Origin of the sequence: Clavibacter michiganensis subsp. insidiosus (genome assembly GCF_002240565.1) — a bacterium.
Classification (GTDB): domain Bacteria; phylum Actinomycetota; class Actinomycetes; order Actinomycetales; family Microbacteriaceae; genus Clavibacter; species Clavibacter insidiosus.
This window is the reverse complement of record NZ_MZMO01000001.1, coordinates 390,916-410,458: the sequence shown is the minus strand read 5'-3', so window position 1 is coordinate 410,458 and position 19,543 is coordinate 390,916. Positions and strand designations below refer to the sequence as shown.

The 19,543-nt window shown below is 74.1% G+C and carries 22 protein-coding genes; 7 read left to right on the top strand and 15 right to left on the bottom strand.

The window, feature by feature from the left end; translation table 11 throughout:
• Positions 1 to 41: 41 nt before the first annotated feature.
• Together B5P21_RS02200 and ubiE are read right to left on the bottom strand one after the other, a co-directional pair.
• Positions 42 to 1,115 (bottom strand): polyprenyl synthetase family protein, encoded by a 1,074-nt coding sequence (locus B5P21_RS02200; RefSeq protein ID WP_045529890.1) that lies wholly within the window; start codon positions 1,113 to 1,115, stop codon positions 42 to 44.
• 33 nt (positions 1,116 to 1,148) lie between these two features.
• The gene (gene ubiE, locus B5P21_RS02195) at positions 1,149 to 1,883 is read right to left on the bottom strand and encodes a bifunctional demethylmenaquinone methyltransferase/2-methoxy-6-polyprenyl-1,4-benzoquinol methylase UbiE (protein ID WP_045529891.1); all 735 of its coding nucleotides are present in this window, start codon (positions 1,881 to 1,883) and stop codon (positions 1,149 to 1,151) included.
• 159 nt (positions 1,884 to 2,042) lie between these two features.
• Between ubiE and B5P21_RS02190 the strand changes: the two genes are divergently transcribed.
• Positions 2,043 to 3,317 (top strand): isochorismate synthase, encoded by a 1,275-nt coding sequence (locus tag B5P21_RS02190; protein ID WP_094170710.1) that lies wholly within the window; start codon positions 2,043 to 2,045, stop codon positions 3,315 to 3,317.
• On the opposite strand, the gene B5P21_RS16490 is transcribed toward B5P21_RS02190, so the two are convergent.
• Together B5P21_RS16490 and B5P21_RS02180 are read right to left on the bottom strand one after the other, a co-directional pair.
• Complete coding sequence (locus B5P21_RS16490) at positions 3,314 to 4,564, bottom strand: MFS transporter (protein WP_052663252.1); 1,251 nt, start codon at positions 4,562 to 4,564, stop codon at positions 3,314 to 3,316. The two genes, B5P21_RS02190 and B5P21_RS16490, sit on opposite strands and share 4 nt — an antisense overlap.
• Positions 4,561 to 5,130: an ArsR/SmtB family transcription factor gene (locus B5P21_RS02180; RefSeq protein WP_045529893.1), complete on the bottom strand. Its 570-nt coding sequence runs from the start codon at positions 5,128 to 5,130 to the stop codon at positions 4,561 to 4,563. Before B5P21_RS02180 ends, B5P21_RS16490 begins: the two co-directional genes overlap by 4 nt.
• 98 nt (positions 5,131 to 5,228) lie before the next feature.
• Between B5P21_RS02180 and B5P21_RS02175 the strand changes: the two genes are divergently transcribed.
• Positions 5,229 to 5,966 carry a tyrosine-protein phosphatase gene (locus B5P21_RS02175; RefSeq protein WP_045529894.1) on the top strand — a complete coding sequence of 246 codons (738 nt, stop codon included), beginning with the start codon at positions 5,229 to 5,231 and terminating at the stop codon, positions 5,964 to 5,966.
• A 25-nt stretch (positions 5,967 to 5,991) separates the two neighbouring features.
• On the opposite strand, the gene B5P21_RS02170 is transcribed toward B5P21_RS02175, so the two are convergent.
• From B5P21_RS02170 to B5P21_RS02155, 4 genes are all read right to left on the bottom strand, one after another.
• On the bottom strand, positions 5,992 to 6,285 hold the full coding sequence (locus tag B5P21_RS02170; RefSeq protein WP_133064154.1) for an EamA family transporter: 294 nt from the start codon (positions 6,283 to 6,285) through the stop codon (positions 5,992 to 5,994).
• A gap of 64 nt (positions 6,286 to 6,349) precedes the next feature.
• Complete coding sequence (locus tag B5P21_RS02165) at positions 6,350 to 6,568, bottom strand: hypothetical protein (protein WP_094170709.1); 219 nt, start codon at positions 6,566 to 6,568, stop codon at positions 6,350 to 6,352.
• Between the two features lie 82 nt (positions 6,569 to 6,650).
• Positions 6,651 to 8,411, bottom strand: a complete 1,761-nt coding sequence (gene menD / locus B5P21_RS02160; protein WP_094170708.1) for a 2-succinyl-5-enolpyruvyl-6-hydroxy-3-cyclohexene-1-carboxylic-acid synthase — start codon at positions 8,409 to 8,411, stop codon at positions 6,651 to 6,653.
• A gap of 4 nt (positions 8,412 to 8,415) precedes the next feature.
• The gene (locus B5P21_RS02155) at positions 8,416 to 8,850 is read right to left on the bottom strand and encodes a PLD nuclease N-terminal domain-containing protein (RefSeq protein WP_015491372.1); all 435 of its coding nucleotides are present in this window, start codon (positions 8,848 to 8,850) and stop codon (positions 8,416 to 8,418) included.
• A 138-nt stretch (positions 8,851 to 8,988) separates the two neighbouring features.
• Between B5P21_RS02155 and B5P21_RS02150 the strand changes: the two genes are divergently transcribed.
• Positions 8,989 to 9,306, top strand: a complete 318-nt coding sequence (locus B5P21_RS02150; protein ID WP_045529896.1) for a DUF4229 domain-containing protein — start codon at positions 8,989 to 8,991, stop codon at positions 9,304 to 9,306.
• Here the strand turns inward: B5P21_RS02150 and B5P21_RS02145 are convergent.
• The 6 genes from B5P21_RS02145 to B5P21_RS02120 form a co-directional block, all read right to left on the bottom strand.
• A complete protein-coding gene (locus B5P21_RS02145; protein ID WP_045529897.1) occupies positions 9,295 to 9,801 on the bottom strand; it encodes a hypothetical protein in 507 nt (168 codons plus the stop codon). The two genes, B5P21_RS02150 and B5P21_RS02145, sit on opposite strands and share 12 nt — an antisense overlap.
• Before the next feature lie 82 nt (positions 9,802 to 9,883).
• Positions 9,884 to 10,270, bottom strand: a complete 387-nt coding sequence (locus B5P21_RS02140; protein ID WP_236688727.1) for a hypothetical protein — start codon at positions 10,268 to 10,270, stop codon at positions 9,884 to 9,886.
• Positions 10,271 to 10,299: 29 nt separating this feature from the next.
• Positions 10,300 to 11,283: a 1,4-dihydroxy-2-naphthoate polyprenyltransferase gene (locus B5P21_RS02135; protein ID WP_045529898.1), complete on the bottom strand. Its 984-nt coding sequence runs from the start codon at positions 11,281 to 11,283 to the stop codon at positions 10,300 to 10,302.
• 57 nt (positions 11,284 to 11,340) lie between these two features.
• Positions 11,341 to 12,093 carry a histidine phosphatase family protein gene (locus B5P21_RS02130; protein WP_045529899.1) on the bottom strand — a complete coding sequence of 251 codons (753 nt, stop codon included), beginning with the start codon at positions 12,091 to 12,093 and terminating at the stop codon, positions 11,341 to 11,343.
• 98 nt (positions 12,094 to 12,191) lie between these two features.
• Positions 12,192 to 13,100, bottom strand: a complete 909-nt coding sequence (locus tag B5P21_RS02125; protein ID WP_045530631.1) for a serine hydrolase — start codon at positions 13,098 to 13,100, stop codon at positions 12,192 to 12,194.
• A gap of 11 nt (positions 13,101 to 13,111) precedes the next feature.
• On the bottom strand, positions 13,112 to 15,094 hold the full coding sequence (locus B5P21_RS02120) for a M13 family metallopeptidase (RefSeq protein ID WP_094170707.1): 1,983 nt from the start codon (positions 15,092 to 15,094) through the stop codon (positions 13,112 to 13,114).
• 92 nt (positions 15,095 to 15,186) lie between these two features.
• On the opposite strand from B5P21_RS02120, the gene B5P21_RS02115 reads away from it, so the two are divergent.
• The 3 genes from B5P21_RS02115 (at position 15,187) to B5P21_RS02105 (ending at position 17,141) form a co-directional block, all read left to right on the top strand.
• Positions 15,187 to 15,384 (top strand): helix-turn-helix transcriptional regulator, encoded by a 198-nt coding sequence (locus tag B5P21_RS02115; RefSeq protein WP_094170706.1) that lies wholly within the window; start codon positions 15,187 to 15,189, stop codon positions 15,382 to 15,384.
• Positions 15,368 to 15,769, top strand: coding sequence for a hypothetical protein (locus B5P21_RS02110; protein WP_045529902.1), 402 nt, complete (start codon positions 15,368 to 15,370; stop codon positions 15,767 to 15,769). Before B5P21_RS02115 ends, B5P21_RS02110 begins: the two co-directional genes overlap by 17 nt.
• Before the next feature lie 91 nt (positions 15,770 to 15,860).
• The gene (locus B5P21_RS02105; RefSeq protein WP_094170705.1) at positions 15,861 to 17,141 is read left to right on the top strand and encodes a uracil-xanthine permease family protein; all 1,281 of its coding nucleotides are present in this window, start codon (positions 15,861 to 15,863) and stop codon (positions 17,139 to 17,141) included.
• Between the two features lie 86 nt (positions 17,142 to 17,227).
• On the opposite strand, the gene B5P21_RS02100 is transcribed toward B5P21_RS02105, so the two are convergent.
• Positions 17,228 to 18,079: a S1 family serine peptidase gene (locus B5P21_RS02100; RefSeq protein ID WP_094170704.1), complete on the bottom strand. Its 852-nt coding sequence runs from the start codon at positions 18,077 to 18,079 to the stop codon at positions 17,228 to 17,230.
• Positions 18,080 to 18,495: 416 nt separating this feature from the next.
• Here B5P21_RS02100 and B5P21_RS02095 point away from each other — a divergent pair, with 416 nt between their 5' ends.
• Complete coding sequence (locus tag B5P21_RS02095; protein ID WP_045530803.1) at positions 18,496 to 19,458, top strand: IS481-like element IS1122 family transposase; 963 nt, start codon at positions 18,496 to 18,498, stop codon at positions 19,456 to 19,458.
• Positions 19,459 to 19,543: the final 85 nt, after the last annotated feature.

Below are 19,543 nucleotides of genomic sequence, written 5' to 3'. Positions count from 1 at the left end.
TGGTGCGGATCCCCGCGAGAGCCGGCGGGGACGAGCGGCAGCTAGCGCGTGCGCTCGACGATGGTGTCGGCGAAGCGCGTGAGCGCCTTCTTGACCGGGCCCTCGGGGAGCGGCGCGAGCGCGTCGACCGCCTCGGCGGCCCAGCGGTGGGCCTCCGCGATGGTGCGGGCCGTGACCTCGTGGTCGCGGAGCTCGGCGATGGCCGCGGTGAGGTCGGCCTCCGACTCGGGCGTCTCCTCGTGCTCGACGTCGCGCTGGATCCGCGCGAGCAGCGACGCCGCGGCGGCGTCCGTCTCCGCGAGGCGGCGCAGGTAGAGGAGGGGGAGGGTGGCGACGCCCGCGCGGAGGTCGGTGCCAGCGAGCTTGCCGGTCTCCTCGGGCTGGTCGGCGAGGTCGAGCACGTCGTCGACGAGCTGGAAGGCCACGCCCGTGCGCTCGCCGAACGCCAGCACGGCCGACTCGAGCTCGGGATCCGCGCCGGAGTAGATGACGCCCATCTGCGCGGCGCACGCGATGAGGGAGCCGGTCTTGTCGGCGAGGACGTCGAGGTAGTGCTCGATGGGATCCTGCTCGTCGCGCGGGCCGATGGTCTCGTGCAGCTGGCCGAGCACGAGGCGCTCGAAGGTCGCGGCCTGCAGGCGGATGGCGCGCGGGCCGAGGTCGGCGACGATCTTGCTGGCGCGGGCGAAGAGGAGGTCGCCCGCGAGGATCGCGATGGAGTTGCCCCACACGGCCTGCGCGCTCGGGACGCCGCGGCGCATGTCCGCCTCGTCCATGACGTCGTCGTGGTACAGCGACGCGAGGTGCGTGATCTCGATGGCGACGGCCGCGTCGACCACCTGCTGCGTGTTGCCCTCGCCGAGCTGCGCGATGAGGAGGGCGAGCATCGGGCGCACGCGCTTGCCGCCCGCGTCGAGCAGGTAGCGGGTGGTGACGTCGGCCACGTCGTCGGCGAACCGGACCTCGCGGAGCAGCTGCTCCTCGACGAGCGCGAGCCCGTCGTCGATGCTGCGCGCCATGCGGCGGTCGCCGGAGGACGAGAAGAGGCGCTCGGTGAGGCTGGCGTGCGAGGCGACGGAGCTGCCGCGGCGGGCGAGCGGGATGCTCGGACTCATGTTCGGCGTCCTTGTCTGTGGGTTCACGCGCGGTCAGGACGCGGCGGGACGGGGAGCGGCGTGGCGGCCGGCGGGCTTGACGCCGCGGTGCAGCGCCACGATCCCCGCGGTGAGGTCGCGGTGCTCGACCGAGGCGAATCCCGCCTCGCGGAGCCAGGAGCTCAGCGTCGCCTGGTCGGGCCAGGCCTGGATCGACTCGTTGAGGTACTCGTACGCGCTGGCGTTGGAGCTCACGAGCCTCACGAGCGACGGCGCGACGGCCTTCATGTAGAGGTCGTAGCCGCGGCGCACCAGCGGCACGGGCGGCGTGCTGAACTCGCAGATGACGATGCGGCCGCCGGGCTTGAGCACGCGGAGCAGCTCGTCGAGGCCCTTCCGCGGCTCGACGACGTTGCGCAGGCCGAAGGAGATGGTGACGGCGTCGAAGGAGTCGTCGTCGAAGGGGAGGTCGGTGGCGTCGGCGTGCACGAACTCGATGCGCGGGTCGCCGGCGTGACGGCGGCGGCCGACCTCGAGCATGCCCTCGGAGAAGTCGGCGGCGACCACGTGGGCGCCGGACGCGGCGAGCGCGGCGCTCGAGGTGCCCGTGCCCGCGGCGAGGTCGAGGATCCGCTCCCCGGCGACCGGCGCGACGGCGCGCGTGGTGGCGAGGCGCCACAGCTGGTCGTTCCCTACCGAGAGGAGGGTGTTCGTGCGGTCGTAGGCGCTCGAGACCTCGTCGAACATGGCCGACACCTGGCCGGGCTTCTTGCTGAGGTCTGCTCGCATCACGCCATCAGTCTATTCGGGCGCGCTGGGCACGCGGTGGGCGGCGGCCGGATGCCCAGGGGCCCATCAGAGGACGGGGGCGACGGGCGGCGGCGGGCGGGCATCGGGGGCGCCCGGGCTCCCGGGGAGGCCCGGATCCCCGGCGGTAGGCTGGCATCCGTGACCGCATCCCGCGTCCGAGCGCTCCTCGTCGACACCACCCCCGTCGACTCCATCGCCCGGCTCGTCCCCCTCCTCGACGCCCGGCACCCGCTCGTGTGGCTGCGGCACGGATCCGGGATGGGCGGCATCGGCGAGGCCCTCCGGCTCGAGTTCCGCGGGCCCGACCGCGTGCGCGACGCCGCCGCCGCCTGGCGCGAGGTGGCCGCGGCCGCGGTCGTGACGGATCCGCTCGGGATCCCCGGCACCGGCCTCATCGCGTTCGGCGCCTTCGCCTTCGCCGACGACTCGGCGGCCGCGAGCGTGCTCGTCGTGCCGCGCGTCGTGGTCGGGCGGCGGGACGGGGTGTCGTGGGTCACGCGGATCCGGCTCGCCGACCAGGAGGACGGCGACGTCGCCTCCCCGCTCGACGCCCTCGCCGCCGGCTCCCTCCCCGTGCCCGAGCGCTCCGGCGCCGAGTACCGCCTGCACCTGCGCCCCGGATCCATGGGCCCCGACGACTACGAGCGGGCCGTCGCGAGCGCCGTCGCGACCATCGGCACGGGCGAGGCGCAGAAGGTCGTGCTCGCGCGCGACCTCGTGGGCCGCCTCCCCCTCGGCGGCGACCTGCGCCTCGCCCTCAGCCGCTTCGCGCTCGGCTACCCGGACTGCTGGACCTACGCGGTCGACGGCCTCATCGGCGCGAGCCCCGAGACGCTCGTGCGCGTCGGCGGCGGCACGGTCGGCGCCCGCGTGCTCGCCGGCACAGTGTCGCGCGGCGCGGACGCGCGGGCCGACGCCGCCGCGGCCGCCGGCCTCGCCGCGAGCCCCAAGGACAACGAGGAGCACGCGTTCGCGCGCGACAGCGTGCTCGATGCCCTCCGCCCGCACAGCCGCGACCTCGCCACGACCGACGCGCCGTTCACGCTCAAGCTGCCGAACCTGTGGCACCTGGCGAGCGACGTCACCGGCACGCTGGGCGACGGATCCTCGTCGCTCGACCTCGTGGGCGCGCTGCACCCGACGGCCGCGGTCGCCGGGCACCCGACGGCCGCCTCGCTGGAGCTCATCGCCGAGCTCGAGCCCTTCGACCGCGGGCGCTACGCCGGCCCGGTGGGCTGGGTCGCGGCCGACGGCGACGGCGAGTGGGCCATCGCGCTGCGGGGCGCCCAGGTGGATCCGTCGGGCGCCATCGTCGCGCACGCGGGCGCCGGCATCGTCGCGGGATCCGAGCCCGAGCGCGAGCGCGCCGAGACGGCGATGAAGTTCCGACCGGTCGTGGAGGCGCTGGGCTAGGTCGGCTCCGCCGCCGCGGGCGCCGCCGTCGCGTGTCGGCGCAGGAGCGCGGGCGCCGCGATGCCCGCGACGACCAGCGCCGCGAGCCCGCCGACGACGATCCCGGCGAGCGGGCCCGCCGCGTCCACCACCGCCCCGACCGCGGCCGCCGCGAGCGCGACCCCCGTGTTGACGGCCGTGTTCACCCAGGCGGACCCCTCGGTGCGCACCGACGGCTCGGTCTGGGCGTCCGCGAGGAGGTAGCCCGACACCATCGCGGGGGCGAGGAACAGGCCGACCGGCACGAGCGCGGCGCCGAGCAGGAGGAGGGCGCGCGCGTCCGGCGCGGCGGGGACCCGGGCCGCGACCACGGCGAGCAGGGCCGTCGCGGCGAGCATCGCGGCGACGAGGACGACCAGGCGGATCCGCGCCGGCGCCCGCCACGCGCGCGACCCGTACGCGAGGCCGCCGACCGCGCTGCCCGCGGCGAAGGCGGCGAGCAGCGGGCCCGCGAGCGCCGTGCTGCCGGCGCGCTCGGCCAGCGCGGCGACGGCGACCTCGACGGATCCGAGCACCGCGCCGACCCCGAGCAGCGTCACGAGCAGGGGGATCACGAGCGGCTGGCGGAGCGGATCCGCTGGCCGGCGGCGGCTCGACCCCGGCACCCCCTCCGCCGTCGGGATCACCGACGCGGGCGGCCGAGCGCCCTGCGCCCGGGACAGCCGCGACGACGTCATGCCCAGCGTGCCCAGCACGCTCGCGGCGGCGGACGCGAGCACGGCGACCTCGGGATCCGCGACCGCGACGAGCGCCGCCACGAGGAGCGGGCCGACGGTGAAGACGACCTCCTCCCCCACGGCGTCGAGGCTGTAGGCGCGCGTCCGCATCCGCGCGTCGGGCACGAGCGCGGCCGTCACGACGACGACCGCGACCGGCGCGCCGACGCGGACGACCGCGAGCACCCCGACGAGCCCGAGGGCGTGGGCGGCCGCGAGCGCCACGAGCACGGGACGCTGGCCGCGGGCGTCCACGAGCCGGGCGCGGACCGGTGAGGCGAGGACGTTGGCGAGGCCGAACGCGCCGGTCGCGAGGCCGGCGGCGGCGAAGGACCCGGTGCGCGCCTGGACGAGGAGCAGCAGCGCGAGCGCGACCATCGCGAACGAGAGGCGGCCGAGCATCGCGGGGAGGAAGACGCGGAGCGCACCCGGCAGCGCGAGGACGGCGAGGTAGCCGGTGCGGGCGGGAGGCGGCGTGCGGGTCGCGGTCACGGGGACGCCGGATCCGCCGGCGCGGGCGCGGCTGCGGGCGCGGGCGCGGGCACCGCCATCGCGAACAGCGCCAGCGTCGCGCTCACCGTCACGTCGTCATCCCCCGGCCGGCGGGCGGAGTCGTCGTGGAGCACGGTGCCGAGCTCGCGGGCGAGCTCCTGAACGCGGATCCACGTGCCGGTCGAGACCGTGAGCTCGGCGTCCGTGATCACCGGCCGCGTGCCATCCGCGTGCCGCGCCGCGCGGCGGGTCAGCTCGGCCGTGAGCGCGGCGGCCAGGGCCGGCATGGCGCCCCCGGTGAGCGCGTCGAGCCGCTCGCCGCTCGCGGGCACGTGTCGGTAGCGCTTGGCCGCTCCCCCGCGGATCCGCTCGACGCCCGCCTCCTCGAGGAGCCCCGCCTCGCGCAGGCGGCGCAGGTGGTAGCTGACGTTCGCCTGCGTCTCGCCGAGCTCGCGCGCGGCCTCGGACGCGCTCACGGGCGACCGGGTGCAGAGCGAGAGGAGGCGCAGGCGCAGCGGGTGGGCGATGACGCGGAGGTCGCGGAGGTCGGTCTCGTCGGCGGGCACGCGGCCATCCCACCACGCCGGGTGCGTAACTGTAAAACGGTTATTTGAGGGTCGGGAGGATGATGCGGCGGCGCCGACCCGCGTGGTCGACTCGGGCGATGACCGCATCCGACCGAACCCTCCCGATCGACGGCCTCGTCAACGCCCGCGACCTCGGCGGCATCCGCCTCCGCGGCGGCGGCACGACCCCGACCGGCGTCCTCGCCCGCTGCGAGGACGCCGACCTCATCACCGACGCCGGATGGGAGCGGCTGCGCGAGCTCGGCTTCCGCACGGTGCTCGACCTCCGCCAGCCAGCGGAGCGCGCTCGGGACACGCATCCGCGGCCCGAGTGGATCCACGTCGCGCACGTCGACCTCGACGGCCTCGACGACCACCCGGACTTCTGGGTGCCCTACTGGGACACCGGCCTCGTCGGCACGCCCCTCTACTACCTGCCGCACCTCGCCGAGCTGCCCGACCGGGCCGGTGCCGCGCTGCGGACGATCGCCCAGGCCCCCGCGGGCGGCGTCCTCTTCCACTGCGGCGCCGGGCGCGACCGCACGGGCCTCATCGCCCTGCTGCTCCTGCTGGCGGTGGGCGCCGAGCCGGACGACATCGTCGACGACTACCTGGAGGCGATCCGCCTGGGCCCCGAGCGATCCGCGAACTCGGGCCAGCCCGACATGGAGCCCGCGATCGAGGCCTTCCTCGCCGAGCGCGGCACCACGAGCGAGGCCGCGTTCCGGGAGGCGATGGCGGGGATCGACCTCGACGGGCTCCTCGCGGCGGTCGGCTTCACCGACGACGAGCGGCGGGCGCTGCGCTCGTGGCGCGGCGCGATCCCGGCGGCGTGAGCGGGAGCGCCCGGACGGACGCGCCTCACGTCGACGACACCGCGATCAGCAGCACCGCCCCGGTCGCGAGCGCGGTCGAGGCGACCCGGCGCGGGCTGAGCCGTTCGCCGAGCGCGAGCCAGGCGACGATCCCCGACATGACGATGCTCGTGCTCCGCAGCGCCGCCACCTCGGCCACGGGCGCGTGCTCGAGCGCCACCAGGCTGAGCACGTAGGAGAGCGGGATGAGCACCCCCACCATCGCCGCGATGACGACGGCCGTGAGCGCGCCCCAGCCGACGCCCGACGGGATCCCGAGGGGCTGGCGGAACAGGGCCACCCCGAGCACCGCCACGAGCACGGGCGCGAGACCGCGCGACCGCGCGACACGGGGTACACGACGTTCACCTCCCCGCGCCGGTAGCCCGCCTGCAGCACCAGGACCACGACGGGACGGACCCCTGGGCGAGCACGACGACGACCGCCACGGGGAGGGCGACCAGCGCGCCGACCGCGGTGCAGAGCCAGACGAAGGCTGTGCCGCCGGCCGCTCCGGCCTTGCTCAGCGCGTTCCAGCCGGTGTGCGCGACGGCGGATCCGAGCGCGAGCGCGACCCCCAGCATCCGTCCCCCGATCGCGGGGGTCCGGGCCCGCGCCCCGACGGTATCGGACGACGCGCGGAGGGGCGCGCCCCGCGGGCAGGCGCTACCGGGCCAGCGGCACCTCGATGAGCAGCGGCGCCTCGGACGCGGTCGTGAGCGCCGCCTCCAGCTCGCCGTGCGTGGACGCGCGCAGGTGCGTCCAGCCGTAGGCCTTCGCGAGGCTGGCGAGATCCACCCGCTGGGGCGTGAACATGACGCGGTCGATGGCGGCGGGCGCGGCCGTGTCCGCGACCTCGAGGCCGTCGAAGATGGTGCCGCCGCCGTCGTTGCCGACGATGACCTGGATCCGCGGGACGCGCTCGCCCGTGCCGATGAGCAGCGAGCCGACGTCGTGCAGGAGCGTGAGGTCGCCGACGAGCACGCGCGTGATCCCCGCGGCCGCGCTCCCGGACCCGGCCTGCGACGCCAGCGCGATGCCGAGGCCGGTGGAGACCGTGCCGTCGATGCCGGCGAGCCCGCGGTTGGCGTGCACGCGCACGCGCTTGCCGGGGAGCGCCCGGTCGGCCTCGCGGATGAGGCGCGACGCCCCGAGCACGAGCCGGTCGTGCGGCCAGGTCGCCTGCCAGAGCGCGCGCACGAGGTGACGGCGCGTGACGTCGGCGCGCACGGCGGCGAGCTCGGCCCGCGCGAAGTCGCGGCGCTCGGCGGGCGTGGTGCCGGAGGGGAGGAGCGGCGCGGACTCCGCGGCGGTCGCCTCGTCGAGGATCGCGCGGCTCGCCTGCACCCACGTGCCGAGCCAGCGGCGGGCGTCGGCGGGATCCGCGGGCTCGCCCACGACGCGCACGGCGGCCGGGTGGGCGGTGACGCGGTGGCGCGGGTCGTAGTCCTCGCCGCCGGTGGATCCGACGACGATCGCCTCGACGTCCTCGCGCCCGATGAGCAGCGGGACCTCGCGGGTGAGCGTGGGGTGGCCGAACACGATGACGCGCTCGACGCGGTCGCCGAAGCCGGGGCGGGCGAGCAGCTCGCGGAAGGAGACGACGAGGTGCGGGCCGAAGTGGGATCCGCTGGAGATCTCGGCCGCGAGCGGCCAGCCCCCGGCGCGCGCGAGCTCCTCGGCGGCCTCGCCCGCGGCGTGCCCGGCGACGACGAGGGTGCGCGGGCCGTGCGGGAGGTCGAGGACGTCGGCGGCGGGCGCGGGTGCGGGTGCGGCGGATGCGGCGGCCTCGTCGGCGGCGGCGCGCGCCTCCGCGACGGCCTCCGTCAGGTCCGGCACCGCGACGGACAGCGGATCCCGGAACGCCACGTTCACGTGCACGGGCGTCCGCTCGTCGCGGGCGCGGCGGTACGCGTCGCGGGCGATCACCGCATCGCGCGCCCGGTCGTCGTCCGTCTCCTCGGGCGCGGCCACGTCGATGCACGCGACCCGGTCGCCGAACATCCCGAGCTGGTGCGTGGTCTGGTTGCTCGCGATGCCGCGGAGTTCCGCCGGGCGGTCGCCCGTGAGGAGCAGCATCGGGACGCCCGAGTGCCAGCCCTCGAGCACGGCGGGGTGGAGGTTCGCGACGGCCGTGCCGGAGGTCGTGATGACGGGCGCGGGGCGGCCGGACTCCACGCCGAGGCCGAGCGCGAGGAACCCGGCGGCGCGCTCGTCGATGCGGACATGCAGGCGCACGCCCTCGACGCGCTCCAGCTCGGCGGCGACGAGCGCGAGGGCCTGGGAGCGGGATCCGGGGCAGAGGACGACGTCGGTGACGCCCTCGGCGACGAGCGCGAGCAGCATCGCGATGGCGCGGTCGGTGGACGGGTTGCCGGTGCGGGGAGCGGCGGCGGACGGCGTGGTGAGGGAGTCGGCGGCGGTCACCGGGTCAGGCGTCCCGGCGACCGGGGGTGCCGCGGTCGTCGTCGGCGTCGGGGCTCGGCCGCGGGGCGGTGCCCGTGCCGCCCGGGGTCGCCGGTCCGTCGCCGTCCGGACCCGTGCCGTCGCTGTCGAGGTCGGCGAGCTCCTGCTCGAGGCGGCGGATGCGCTCCTCCTCGGACCGGGTGCGGCCGAGGCCGGAGAGGAAGTCGGGGTCGTCGTCCGGGCCGAGGCGGCGGCCGGATGCGCGCGCGAGGTCGGTGCGGTCCTTGCCGATGGCGAGCCACAGGATGCCGCCGATGACGGGGACGAGGACGACCACCGCGATCCACGCGGGCTTCGGGAGGCCGCGCATGCGGGTCCGCGGCGTCAGGGAGGTGTCCACGATGACGAAGACCGTGAAGAACACGATCACGACGGCGAGACCGATCAGCAGGCGGGGCATCTCCCGATGGTAGCTCCGCAACCGGGGAGGACGCCGGGCGTCGCGCTGGCGGGACGCGGGCGCCGGCCGCATCCCGGCTGGGCGGCGGCGGCTGCACAGGCGACCGGCCCGTCCAGCCGACCGACCTATGCTGACCCGGTGAGTTCCCGTCGCTACTGGCTCGTCTACACCGTCGTCCGCATCCTCCTGTTCGCCGTCCCGTTCGGGCTGGTCGTCGCCGTGAGCCCGGACTTCTGGCCGCTGGCCGCCGTCATCGGCGCGGTGGTGTCGTTCTGCGGCTCCTACATCTTCCTGAGCAAGCAGCGCCAGGCCATGGCCGCGGATCTCGCGGCCGTCGCCGCCGGGCGCCGCAAGCCCGTGGAGGACGACGATTCCGAGGACGCCGCGGTCGACGCGGCCGAGCGCCGGGCCAGCGCGGCCGGATCCGCCGACCGGACACCGCCATCAGGCCGGTGAGGGGGCGCCCGCCCGCGCCCGACGCGGGATGAGCGCGAGCAGGAGGAGCGCTCCCCCGGCCGCCATCGCCGCCGCCCCGATCAAACCGAACCCCGGTGGGTCGTCCGCGGACATGTAGCCGCCGTTGACCAGGGGCGTGAGGGCGTAGTCGACGATCACGCTGGAGGCGACCACGCAGATCAGCGCGGCGACGGCGAACCCGACCCGACCGCCCGCCCGCGAGGCCGCGACGAGCACGAGGACGGCGAGCGCGACCTCCACGGCCCACACCCACAGCGGAGCGAGCCAGGCGGGCGACACGACCTCGTACTGCAGGCGCTGGCAGATCTCGCTCTCGTAGCCCTCCACCCAGCATGGCGTCCAGAAGCGGTACGCGCCGAGGCCCTGGACGACGGAGTGCGCGAGCATCACGACGCCCGCGACGAGGGCGGACACGACGAGGACGATGAACGCGCGTCGGCGGCGATCTGGGCCCGGTGTCGCAGTGGTCGACATGACGGCACGCTACGGGCCCGGCATGAACACGCTCCCGATGGCACGTGAAGTCGCGGCGGAGGCGGCACGCGGGCGGGACCGCTCAGCGGGCGCGGGGATCGGGGTCCGATCCGGTGTCGACGGCGCCCGATGCGTCGCGCTCGATCGGCACGTAGGCCACCCGCTGCCCGCCCTCGGGGGACGGTGACGTGTCGCGTGTCGCGGGCGGCCGGGTCCGCATCGAAGGCGTGAGGCGATCCCCGTCCCGTACGACGTAGCGCTCGGTCGGGCGCGCCTGATCGTCGACGGCGTCGAGCGCGTCCCTCAGCGTCGCGGGCGCGCCCTCCGGATCCGCCGCGACGAGGGACTCCCACCAGGCGATGAGGGCATCGTCGCCCACCAGCACGGAGCGCAGGCGCCCGCCCGTCCGCAGCCGGAGGAGCAGGCGCCGCTCGTCGACGACCGCCACCTCGTAGGCGGGGTCGAGCACGCGGATCAGCCCCGCCGGGTCGTGGGGGCTCAGAACGCGAACGCCGCGCCGAGCCCCAGGCCGAACGTGAGCGCGGCCATGCTCGTGAGCTGCAGCGACAGGATCAGCTCCTTGGGCGTGCGGCCCGTGCACGCGATGATCGCGGCCGGCAGGGCCAGCACGAGCGTGAACAGCACCAGCAGCGCCTTCGGGTAGAAGAGGAAGAAGAACACCACGACCGCGTAGGCGATGGCGACCTCGATGCAGTAGACGATCCGCGAGCCGCGCGGGCCGAGCCGCACCGCGAGGGTGCGCTTGCCGACCTTGCCGTCCTGCTCGATGTCGCGGATGTTGTTGACCATGAGCACCGCGCACGCGAATCCGCCCGCCGCGACGCCGCCCAGCCAGCCCTCGCCCGTGATCATGCCGATGAGGATGAACTGCGTGCCCGCGGTCGCGACCAGGCCGAAGAAGACGAAGACGACCACGTCGCCGAGGCCCGCGTAGCCGTAGGGGCGCTTGCCTCCCGTGTAGAAGTACGCCGCGACGATCGCGACGGCGCCGACCGCGAGCAGCCACCAGTGGCCGGTGATCAGCACGATCGCGAGGCCCGCGACCGCGGCGAGGCCGAAGAACGTGAGCGCCACGGTGAGCACGGTGCGGGGCTTCGCGGCGCCGGATCCGGTGAGGCGGGCGGGGCCGACGCGCACGTCGTCGGTGCCGCGCACGCCGTCGGAGTAGTCGTTGGCGTAGTTCACGCCGATCTGCAGCAGCACCGCGACGGCGAGGCAGAGGAGCGCGAGGCCGAGGGAGACGCCCTCGTCGGGGCCGAGCGCGCGGGCCGCTCCCGCGCCGATCGCGACGGGGGCGACGGCGAGCGGGAGGGTGCGGATGCGGGCGCCGGAGATCCAGTCACGCGCGGTGGCCGTCCGCGCCTTCGCCGGGTTGCCGGAGCGGGCCTTCGCGGGCGATCCCGGACGGGTGCGGGCGGAGGACGAGGGGGCCTGCCGGGTGCGCTTCTTCTTCTGTGCCACGAGGGGCGATCCTACGCGGGGAGTCGCCGCGCCACCGCGGCCGGACGACGCGCGCTGCTACCGGCTGCCGCCCACCGGCGACGGCGCCCAGCCGTCCGCGGGGCAGTTCCAGCGCATGATCGCGTGGCGGCCGTGCTCGAAGCCGAGCTCGCTGAGCGTGGAGGTGGAGACCGTGAGGATCCCGCCGGCCTCCGCGGGCAGGCCGACCCAGGCGACGGCGAGCGCGCGGATCACGTGCGCGTGCGCGACGAGGAGCACGTCCTGGCCGGACTCGAGCACGGGCAGCACGCGCTCGAGCACCTGGAGCACGCGGTCGCGGACCTGCTGGGACGTCTCGCCGGGGGTGTCGCCCGCGGGCACGCCGTCGGTCCAGAGGTCCCAGTGGCCGCGCTCGGACTGGATGTCGGCGGTGGTGCGGCCCTCGTACGCGCCGTAGTCGAACTCGACGAGCCGGTCGTCGACCTCGGCCTGGTCGCCGTAGCCGATGAGCTCGGCCGTGCGCTGGGCGCGGGAGCGCGGGCTGGCGAGCACGAGGCCGAACTCCGTGCCCGCGAGCACGCCGCCGACCGCGCGCGCCTGCTCCTCGCCGGTCTCCGTGAGGGGGATGTCGGTCGTGCCGGTGTGGCGCCCGTTGACGCTCCACTCGGTCTGGCCGTGGCGCACCATGACGATGCGGCCGCGGACCTTCTCCTGCCACTCCGGGGTGCCGGGGATCTCGGCGCGGGCGATCGCCGCGTCCACCTCCGCGTACATCGGCGCGACGTCGTCGCGGGCGAGGCGCTTGGCGGTGGCGGGGTTCATGCCGGTCATGGCGGGGGTCTCCTCCGGCGCCCGGGAGGGGTGGCGGGCGACATCCGACTTTACGCCCGGGCGGATCCACGACCGGTGGGCGGCGGGATCCGCGCGGCTCAGTGCACGTGCTCCAGCAGGTCGAGCCCGACCACGCCCAGGGCGTCGCGGACGGCGAGGCGGGCGCGGAGATCTGCGTCGTCGAAGTGCACCATGACGGCGTACGCGACCGCGCCGCGCGGCCCGCGGAGCACGCCCGCCTCGGCCCGCACGCCCGCGTCGACGCCCGTGCAGTCGACGAGCGCCATGCCGTGCTCGCCGCCGCGGCCCACCGGTGCGTCCAGCCCGAAGGAGGCGGCGACCATCGACCGGTCGGTGTTGAGCGCGAGCCAGCCGACCACGCGCGTGCTCGTCTCCTCGTCCACGACCTCGCCGTGCACGAGCGACGCGAAGAGCGACGCGAGCTCGCGGGCGGATCCCACGGAGAGCTGCGGGGCGTCGTCCGGCCCGCGGGTGCCGCGCGCCACGTCGAGGAGCGCCGTGCGGCGGAGGCCGAGCGACTCGGCGCGCGTGCGCACGGCGTCGAGGCCGACGAGCCCGAGGAGCGCGTTGGTGGCGGCCGCGTCGCCCGTCGCGCCGACGAGCGACGCGAGATCCGTGACGGGCAGCGACGGCACCACGAGGTGGCGCCAGAGGCCCGCGGTGCCGCCCTCGTCGTCCGGCCGGCGGTCCACGAGGTGCAGGGGCGAGAGGTCGCCGCCCGTCATGCGCGCGGACAGCTCGATGAGGAGGAGCACGCGGCCGAGGCCCGCGGCGGGCAGCGCGACATGGTCGTCGACCGAGAGCACCACGTCGCCGGAGTCGAGGTCGGTGGCGCGGGCGGCGACCCGCATCCCGTCGAGGGCGAGGCCGCCGAGCGCGCGGAAGGCGGAGCGGAAGCCGTCGGTGGGCTCCTGCCCCGCGTGCCGCGCGGCGCCGCCCCCGGTGTGCCGGGAGCGGCGTCGCGGATCCTCGCCGGTCGCGCTCATCGCCGGGCGCGTCACCAGATGGTGACGCGGGCCTCCTCGTCGAGCCACAGCCCGTCGCCCGGCTGCACGTCGAACGTGTCGTAGAACGCGTCGATGTTGCGGACGATCTGGTTGCAGCGGAACTCGTTCGGCGCGTGCGGGTCGATGGCGAGCAGGCGCATCACCTCGGCGTCGCGGCCCTTCTGCTGCCAGGCCTGCGCCCAGGAGAGGAAGAAGCGCTCCGCGCCCGTGAGGCCGTCGATCACCGGCGGCTCGGCGCCCTCGAGCGAGAGGAGGTACGCCTTCCACGCGATGGAGAGGCCGCCGAGGTCGCCGATGTTCTCGCCGATGGTGAGCGCGCCGTTCACGTGCGGCGCGTCGTCGCCCGTGAGCTGCGCGGGCACGAGCGCGTCGTACTGCTGGATCAGCGACGCCGTGCGCTCCTCGAACGCCGCGCGGTCGGCCGGGGTCCACCAGTCGGTGAGGCGGCCGTCGCCGTCGTAGCGCGAGCCCTGGTCGTCGAAGCCGTGGCCGATCTCGTGGCCGATGACCGCGCCGATCGCGCCGTAGTTCGCGGCCGGGTCCCGCGCCTCGTCGAAGAACGGGAACTGGAGGATCGCGGCCGGGAACACGATCTCGTTGAAGCCCGGGTTGTAGTACGCGTTGATGGTCTGCGGGGTCATGAACCACTCGTCGCGGTCGAGCGGCGCGCCGATCTTCGCGAGCTCGCGGCGTGTCTCGAACCGGGAGGTCGCGCGGACGTTGCCCACGAGGTCCGTCGGGTCGATCTCGAGCGCGGAGTAGTCGCGCCACGTGTCGGGGAAGCCGATCTTCGGGGTGAACTTCTCGAGCTTCTCCAGCGCCCGGCCGCGCGTCTCCGCGGTCATCCAGTCGAGGCCGGAGATGGACCGCCGGTACGCCTCGACGAGGTGGCCGACGAGCACGTCCATCTCGGCCTTCGCGGTGGGCGAGAAGTGGCGCTCGACGTAGATGCGGCCGATGGCCTCGCCCATGGATCCCTCCACCAGCGAGACGCCGCGCTTCCACCGCACGCGCTGCTCGGGCGCGCCGGTGAGCGTGCGGCCGTAGAAGTCGAAGCTCGCCTCGGAGAACGCCTTCGGGAGCAGCGCCGCGTTCGCGCGGACGACCTGCCAGGTGAGCCAGTCGCGGAGCGCGGGGACCTCGGCCGCGGTCAGCAGCGCGCCGAGGCCCTCGGCGAAGCTCGGCTCGCGCAGCACGACCTCGTCGAGCGCGGCGGCGGGCGCCTCGAGGGCGTCGCGCCAGACGTCGAGGTCGGCGCCGGCGGCCTTCGCGACCAGCTCGCGGAGCTCGGCCCACGAGACGAGGTTGTAGGTGGCCTGGCTGTCGCGCGTGCGGACGTTGTCCCAGTGGGCGGCGGCGATGCGGGTCTCGAGGTCGAGGATCCGGTCGGCGCGACCCGCGGGGTCGTCCAGCTCCGCGAGGCCGAGCATGCGCTCGACGAAGGCGCGGTACGCCGTGCGGATGGCGGCGTGGCCCTCCTCGCGGTAGTAGCTCTCGTCGGGGAGCCCGATGCCGCCCTGCTCGATCTGCACGACGTAGCGCTCGGGGTCGCCCGGGTCGTTGTCGACGAAGAGGCCGAGCAGGCCGGGGACGTTCGTCTGCTCGAGCGCGCCGAGCGTGCGGAGGAACGACGGCACGTCCGTGACGGCGGCGGCCGCGTCCAGCTGGTCACGGATCGGCTCGACGCCGAGGCGCTCGACGCGCTCCTCGTCCATGAAGCTCGTGAAGAGGTCGCCGGTCTTGCGCTCCTCGGTGCCGGGCTCGGCGTCGACGGCCTCCTCGATGATCACGCGCACGGCGTCCTCGGCCGCCTCGGCGAGCTGGTGGAACGAGCCCCAGCGGGCCTTGTCGTCGGGGATCTCGGTGCGGTCGAGCCAGCGCCCGTTCACGTGGAGGTACAGGTCGTCCTGCGGTCGGACCCCCTCGTCCAGCTCGTCGGTGCGGATCCCGGTCGGAGGTGTCTCGGCGCTCATGGGCACGAGCCTAGGCGCGTCAACCGGATCCGCGCCGGGAGAGATGACAAGCATGCTTGACACCCCCGCGATGGAAAGCTAGCTTGACACCCATGCACAGCGAGGTGAGGGGGCTCCGGACGGCGGCCGGGCTCTCCCAGCAGTCCCTCGCCGACGCGCTCGGGGTCTCCCGCCAGACGATCAACGCCATCGAGACGGGCCGCTACGACCCGTCGCTCGCCCTGGCCGTGAAGGCGGCCCGCTTCTTCCACCGATCCGTCGAGGAGGTCTTCCATGTCGAAGACGACTGAACGCCGCGGGATCTCCCGCATCAACACCGTGATCGTGGCGGTGTTCGCGCTGGCCGCGGTCGTCGTGATCATCGCGGGGCACCCGGACGCCGCCGTGCTGCTCGGCGTCATCGCGGTCGTGTGGCTGCTGTCGTCCATCACCTCGTCCCAGCCCGAGGTGAGCGAAGCGACCCGCATCGAGGGGCTCGAGTACCGCGACGAGCGCGACCGGCAGCTGGCCCTGCGGGGGTTCGCCGCGGTGGGGGTCACCGCCCTCGTCCTCTCGTTCGGCGCGTTCCTCGTGTCGCTGCTGGTGGACGGCATCGACAGGTGGCTCGCCGTGCAGATGATCGTGCTCTTCGCCGTGTGGGGCATCGCCAACCGCGTCGCGGTGCGCCGGGGCTGAGATCCGCCCCCGGAAACGCCGCCGCAACACGGCCTCGCTACGCTCGCGGATCGGGGCGTCTCCCCACACACCCGCGCGAGAGCAGGCGATCATGGCCCGACAGATCTGGACCCTCCACGGCGACGGACGGACGGTGGAGACCTCCGCGGTCGTCGGCCCCGGCGAGCGCCTCACCTGGCCGCGCACCATCGGGCTCGGGATGCAGCACGTCGTCGCGATGTTCGGCGCGACGTTCCTCGTGCCCGCGCTCACGGGCTTCCCGCCCACGACGACGCTGTTCTTCTCCGGGATCGGGACGCTCCTGTTCCTCCTGATCACCAAGAACCGGCTGCCCAGCTACCTCGGCTCGTCGTTCGCGTTCATCGCGCCGATCGGTGCCGCCAACGCGGCCACGGCGGCGGGCGGCGGCATCGGCGCGGCGCTCGCGGGCATCGTCGCGGTCGGCGTGATGCTGGCGATCGTCGGCGGCATCGTGCAGCTCACCGGCACCGGCTGGATCGACGCGCTGCTGCCGCCCGTCGTCGCCGGCGCGATCGTCGCGCTCATCGGCTTCAACCTGGCCTCCGCGGCCCGCGACAACTTCGTCCTGGCACCCGTGACGGCGACCATCACGCTCGCCGCCGTGATCCTCTCGACCGTGCTGTTCCGCGGGATCCTCGGCCGGCTCTCCATCGTGCTCGGCGTGGTCGTCGGCTACGTCGTGGCGGCGATCCGCCAGGAGATCGACTACTCCAAGCTCGAGGCCGCCGCGTGGATCGGGCTGCCCGAGTTCCACGCGCCGGAGATCACGCCGCAGTTCTGGGCGCTGCTGCCCGCGTTCCTGCCCGTGGTGCTCGTGCTCGTCGCCGAGAACGTCGGGCACATCCGCGGCGTCGCCCAGATGACCGACGGCTCGGTGAACAAGCTGACCGGCCGGGCTCTCCTGGCCGACGGCCTGGCGACCGTGCTCGCGGGCCTCGGCGGCGGATCCGGCACCACGACCTACGGCGAGAACATCGGCGTGATGGCCGCCACCCGCGTCTACTCGACCGCCGCCTACTGGGTGGCCGGCGCGTTCGCCGTGCTGCTCGGGCTCTCGCCCAAGGTCGGCGCGGTCATCAACACGATCCCGGCCGGCGTGCTCGGCGGCGTGACCACCGCGCTCTACGGCCTCATCGGGATCATCGGCGTGAAGATCTGGCTGGACAACAAGGTGGACTTCTCCAAGCCCGTCAACCAGTTCACGGCGGCGACCGCGCTCATCGTCGCGATCGCGCCGTTCACCTTCACGCTCGGCACGGTCACCTTCAACGGCATCGCGCTCGGGACAGTTGCCGCCATCGTGATCTACCACGTGATGAGCACGGTGGCTCGCCTGCGCGGCACCTCCTAGCCGTACCCACTCGACCTGATGCCTGCCATGCCGGGGAAGCAGGTTCACCGGTGGTGGCTCACCCCTCGGCAGCGCGGATCGGGAGATCAGGCCAGGTGGTACGCGCCGCCGAGCTGCCGCAGGATCACGTCGATGGGAGTGTAGCGCAGGTGGTTGATGCCCCATGCGTAGACGTTGCCCGACAGCACCCCATAGACGATCCCGTTGGTGCTGTAGACGGGTCCTCCCGAGTCTCCGGCTGCGGGTCTATTGGGGCCGGCCAGGCTCGAGGAGGCGGATGCCGTGTTGGGATTGGAGTTGCGCTGCGCGGGAGGCGTCTCCTCATAGAACCACCTGTCGAAGACGCCGCCGGTCACGCCGCTCGTGACGAACGCCGCACTACTCCGTCCGGGATTGCCCGTGCCGGTGAGCCTCATGAAGAAGAGCTGATCGAGGTGCGGGCTCCGCGCGGTGATCACATCGTTGAAGGCGCGGGGGTCGTAGATGGTGCGTCCGGGGATCACGTGGTGGGAGCGGCTGCCCGGGACGACGTACGGTGCCGTGCTCGTCGCGTGCGGGAGGACCAAGATCATCTCAACGTCATCGGTAGGCGACTGCCACATCACCACGCCCTTGATGCCTCCGACCATGTTCACGTCAGCGCCCATCGAGAAGCAGTGCTTGGCGGTGAGCACGTATCTCGTGGCCGCGTGCATCCGCCTGAAGGCGCTACGGACAAGGGCCGACGAGGCGAGCACGGGACCTGCCGTGCACGCCTTGCCATCCTCGAGACCGACGATCAGGGATCCCGGGCGGACGGGCGCTTCGTGGCGCGGATGAGCGGACGCCGCCTCCGGGGCCTGGGGAAGGACGGCGATGGTGCCGAGGGCGAGGCCGGCGACGAGGAGGAGCACGGTCTTGCGCCTGAGGCCGACGAAGGGTCTGCGTACGGTGAACATGGAGTCGCTTTCATCTGGGGAGGCGGAGCCGGAGGAAGAGAGTGTCACCGGAAGACGGATCGACGTGAGACTGGACGACCAGCGCTGACGCCGTACAGCACGTCGAGACAGTAAGCCGCTCGCCGCTCGCCGCACGCGCCCGCTCCACAGGGGTACAACAGCGCACCGCCCAGCGGGAGGTCGGACGCGAACCGGCTCGCCCCGCGCATCCGCCATCTCCGTCTGGACAACCGCCTGGCCTTCTTCCCGCCCGTCGACCAGCTCACCGCGGCGACCGCGCGGCACCGCCTGACGGCTGCACGTCAAACGCGTGCTCTAGCTGTACCCGGCCATGACGTTGGTGACACTTCGGGGCGTGTGAGGAGGCCTCCTGGCTTGATGGAGCTGTCTAGTTCTGCCACTGCCAGGAGGCCTCGATGTCCCACGCTAATGCTCGTCTGACGGTTCACGGGAGGGTTCTCCTCGTGCGGCGGGTGGTCGAGGATCGTCGGCCGGTCTCGCATGTCGCGCGCGAACTCGGTGTGTCGCGTCAGTGCGCGCATCGGTGGGTGAATCGGTTCCGGTCCGAGGGCTTCGAAGGCTTGTCGGACCGGTCCTCGAGGCCGAGACGGGTGCCGACGAGGACGAGCCCGGAACGAGAACGAGCCGTCGTGGAAGCGAGGACCCGATTGCGATCAGGTCCTGCCCGGTTGGCGCCGGTGACCGGTGTTCCAGCCCGCACGATCTCCCGCATCCTGCGGCGGCACGGGGCACCGCCGTTGGCATGGTTGGACCCCGTCACCGGGGCCGTGATCCGGGCATCCCGGTCGACGGCAAACCGGTACGAGCATGAGCATCCCGGCGACCTGATCCACGTCGACGTGAAGAAGCTCGGCCGGATCCCGGACGGCGGCGGCTGGCGGGCGCATGGCCGCAGCGAACAGGTTCGTGGTCGTGGGATCGGGTTCGATTACGTCCACGCCGTGGTCGATGACCACACCCGCCTCGCCTACGCGGAGATCCACCCGGACGAGAAGGGCGTGACCGCGGCAGGGTTCCTGACCCGGGCCGCGGCGTACTTCGCCGAGCACGGCATCACCCGCATCGAACGGGTCCTGACGGACAACGCGTTCGCCTACCGGCACTCGGCCGCGTTCCAGAACGCGGTCACGCAGCTCGGTGCGAGGCAGAAGTTCATCCGCCCGCACTGCCCCTGGCAGAACGGCAAGGTCGAACGCTTCAACCGCACCCTCGCGACCGAGTGGGCCTACCGGCAACCCTTCACCAGCAACCAAGCCAGAACCGACGCCCTTGATCCGTGGATCCAGCACTACAACACTGAACGAATCCACTCGAGCCACGGGCTGACGCCCGCGGCCCGAGTGTCACCAACGTCATGACTCAGTACATCTAGCATCTCGGTGCGCATGCGACCCGAGGACAGGAGAAGCACCCCGATGGACCTGTCCGCACCCCGAGGAACCG

Coding starts and splice junctions, on each gene's coding strand:
- ubiE (WP_045529891.1), bottom strand. CDS start 1,883: ATGCGAGCAGACCTCAGCAAGAAGCCCGGCCAGGTGTCGGCCATGTTC.
- B5P21_RS02200 (WP_045529890.1), bottom strand. CDS start 1,115: ATGAGTCCGAGCATCCCGCTCGCCCGCCGCGGCAGCTCCGTCGCCTCG.
- B5P21_RS02130 (WP_045529899.1), bottom strand. CDS start 12,093: ATGACCGGCATGAACCCCGCCACCGCCAAGCGCCTCGCCCGCGACGAC.
- B5P21_RS02175 (WP_045529894.1), top strand. CDS start 5,229: ATGACCGCATCCGACCGAACCCTCCCGATCGACGGCCTCGTCAACGCC.
- B5P21_RS02110 (WP_045529902.1), top strand. CDS start 15,368: ATGTCGAAGACGACTGAACGCCGCGGGATCTCCCGCATCAACACCGTG.
- B5P21_RS02120 (WP_094170707.1), bottom strand. CDS start 15,094: ATGAGCGCCGAGACACCTCCGACCGGGATCCGCACCGACGAGCTGGAC.
- B5P21_RS02115 (WP_094170706.1), top strand. CDS start 15,187: ATGCACAGCGAGGTGAGGGGGCTCCGGACGGCGGCCGGGCTCTCCCAG.
- B5P21_RS02165 (WP_094170709.1), bottom strand. CDS start 6,568: ATGCTGGGGGTCGCGCTCGCGCTCGGATCCGCCGTCGCGCACACCGGC.
- B5P21_RS02105 (WP_094170705.1), top strand. CDS start 15,861: ATGGCCCGACAGATCTGGACCCTCCACGGCGACGGACGGACGGTGGAG.
- B5P21_RS02095 (WP_045530803.1), top strand. CDS start 18,496: ATGTCCCACGCTAATGCTCGTCTGACGGTTCACGGGAGGGTTCTCCTC.
- B5P21_RS02100 (WP_094170704.1), bottom strand. CDS start 18,079: ATGTTCACCGTACGCAGACCCTTCGTCGGCCTCAGGCGCAAGACCGTG.
- B5P21_RS02155 (WP_015491372.1), bottom strand. CDS start 8,850: ATGCCCCGCCTGCTGATCGGTCTCGCCGTCGTGATCGTGTTCTTCACG.
- B5P21_RS02125 (WP_045530631.1), bottom strand. CDS start 13,100: ATGAGCGCGACCGGCGAGGATCCGCGACGCCGCTCCCGGCACACCGGG.
- B5P21_RS02145 (WP_045529897.1), bottom strand. CDS start 9,801: ATGTCGACCACTGCGACACCGGGCCCAGATCGCCGCCGACGCGCGTTC.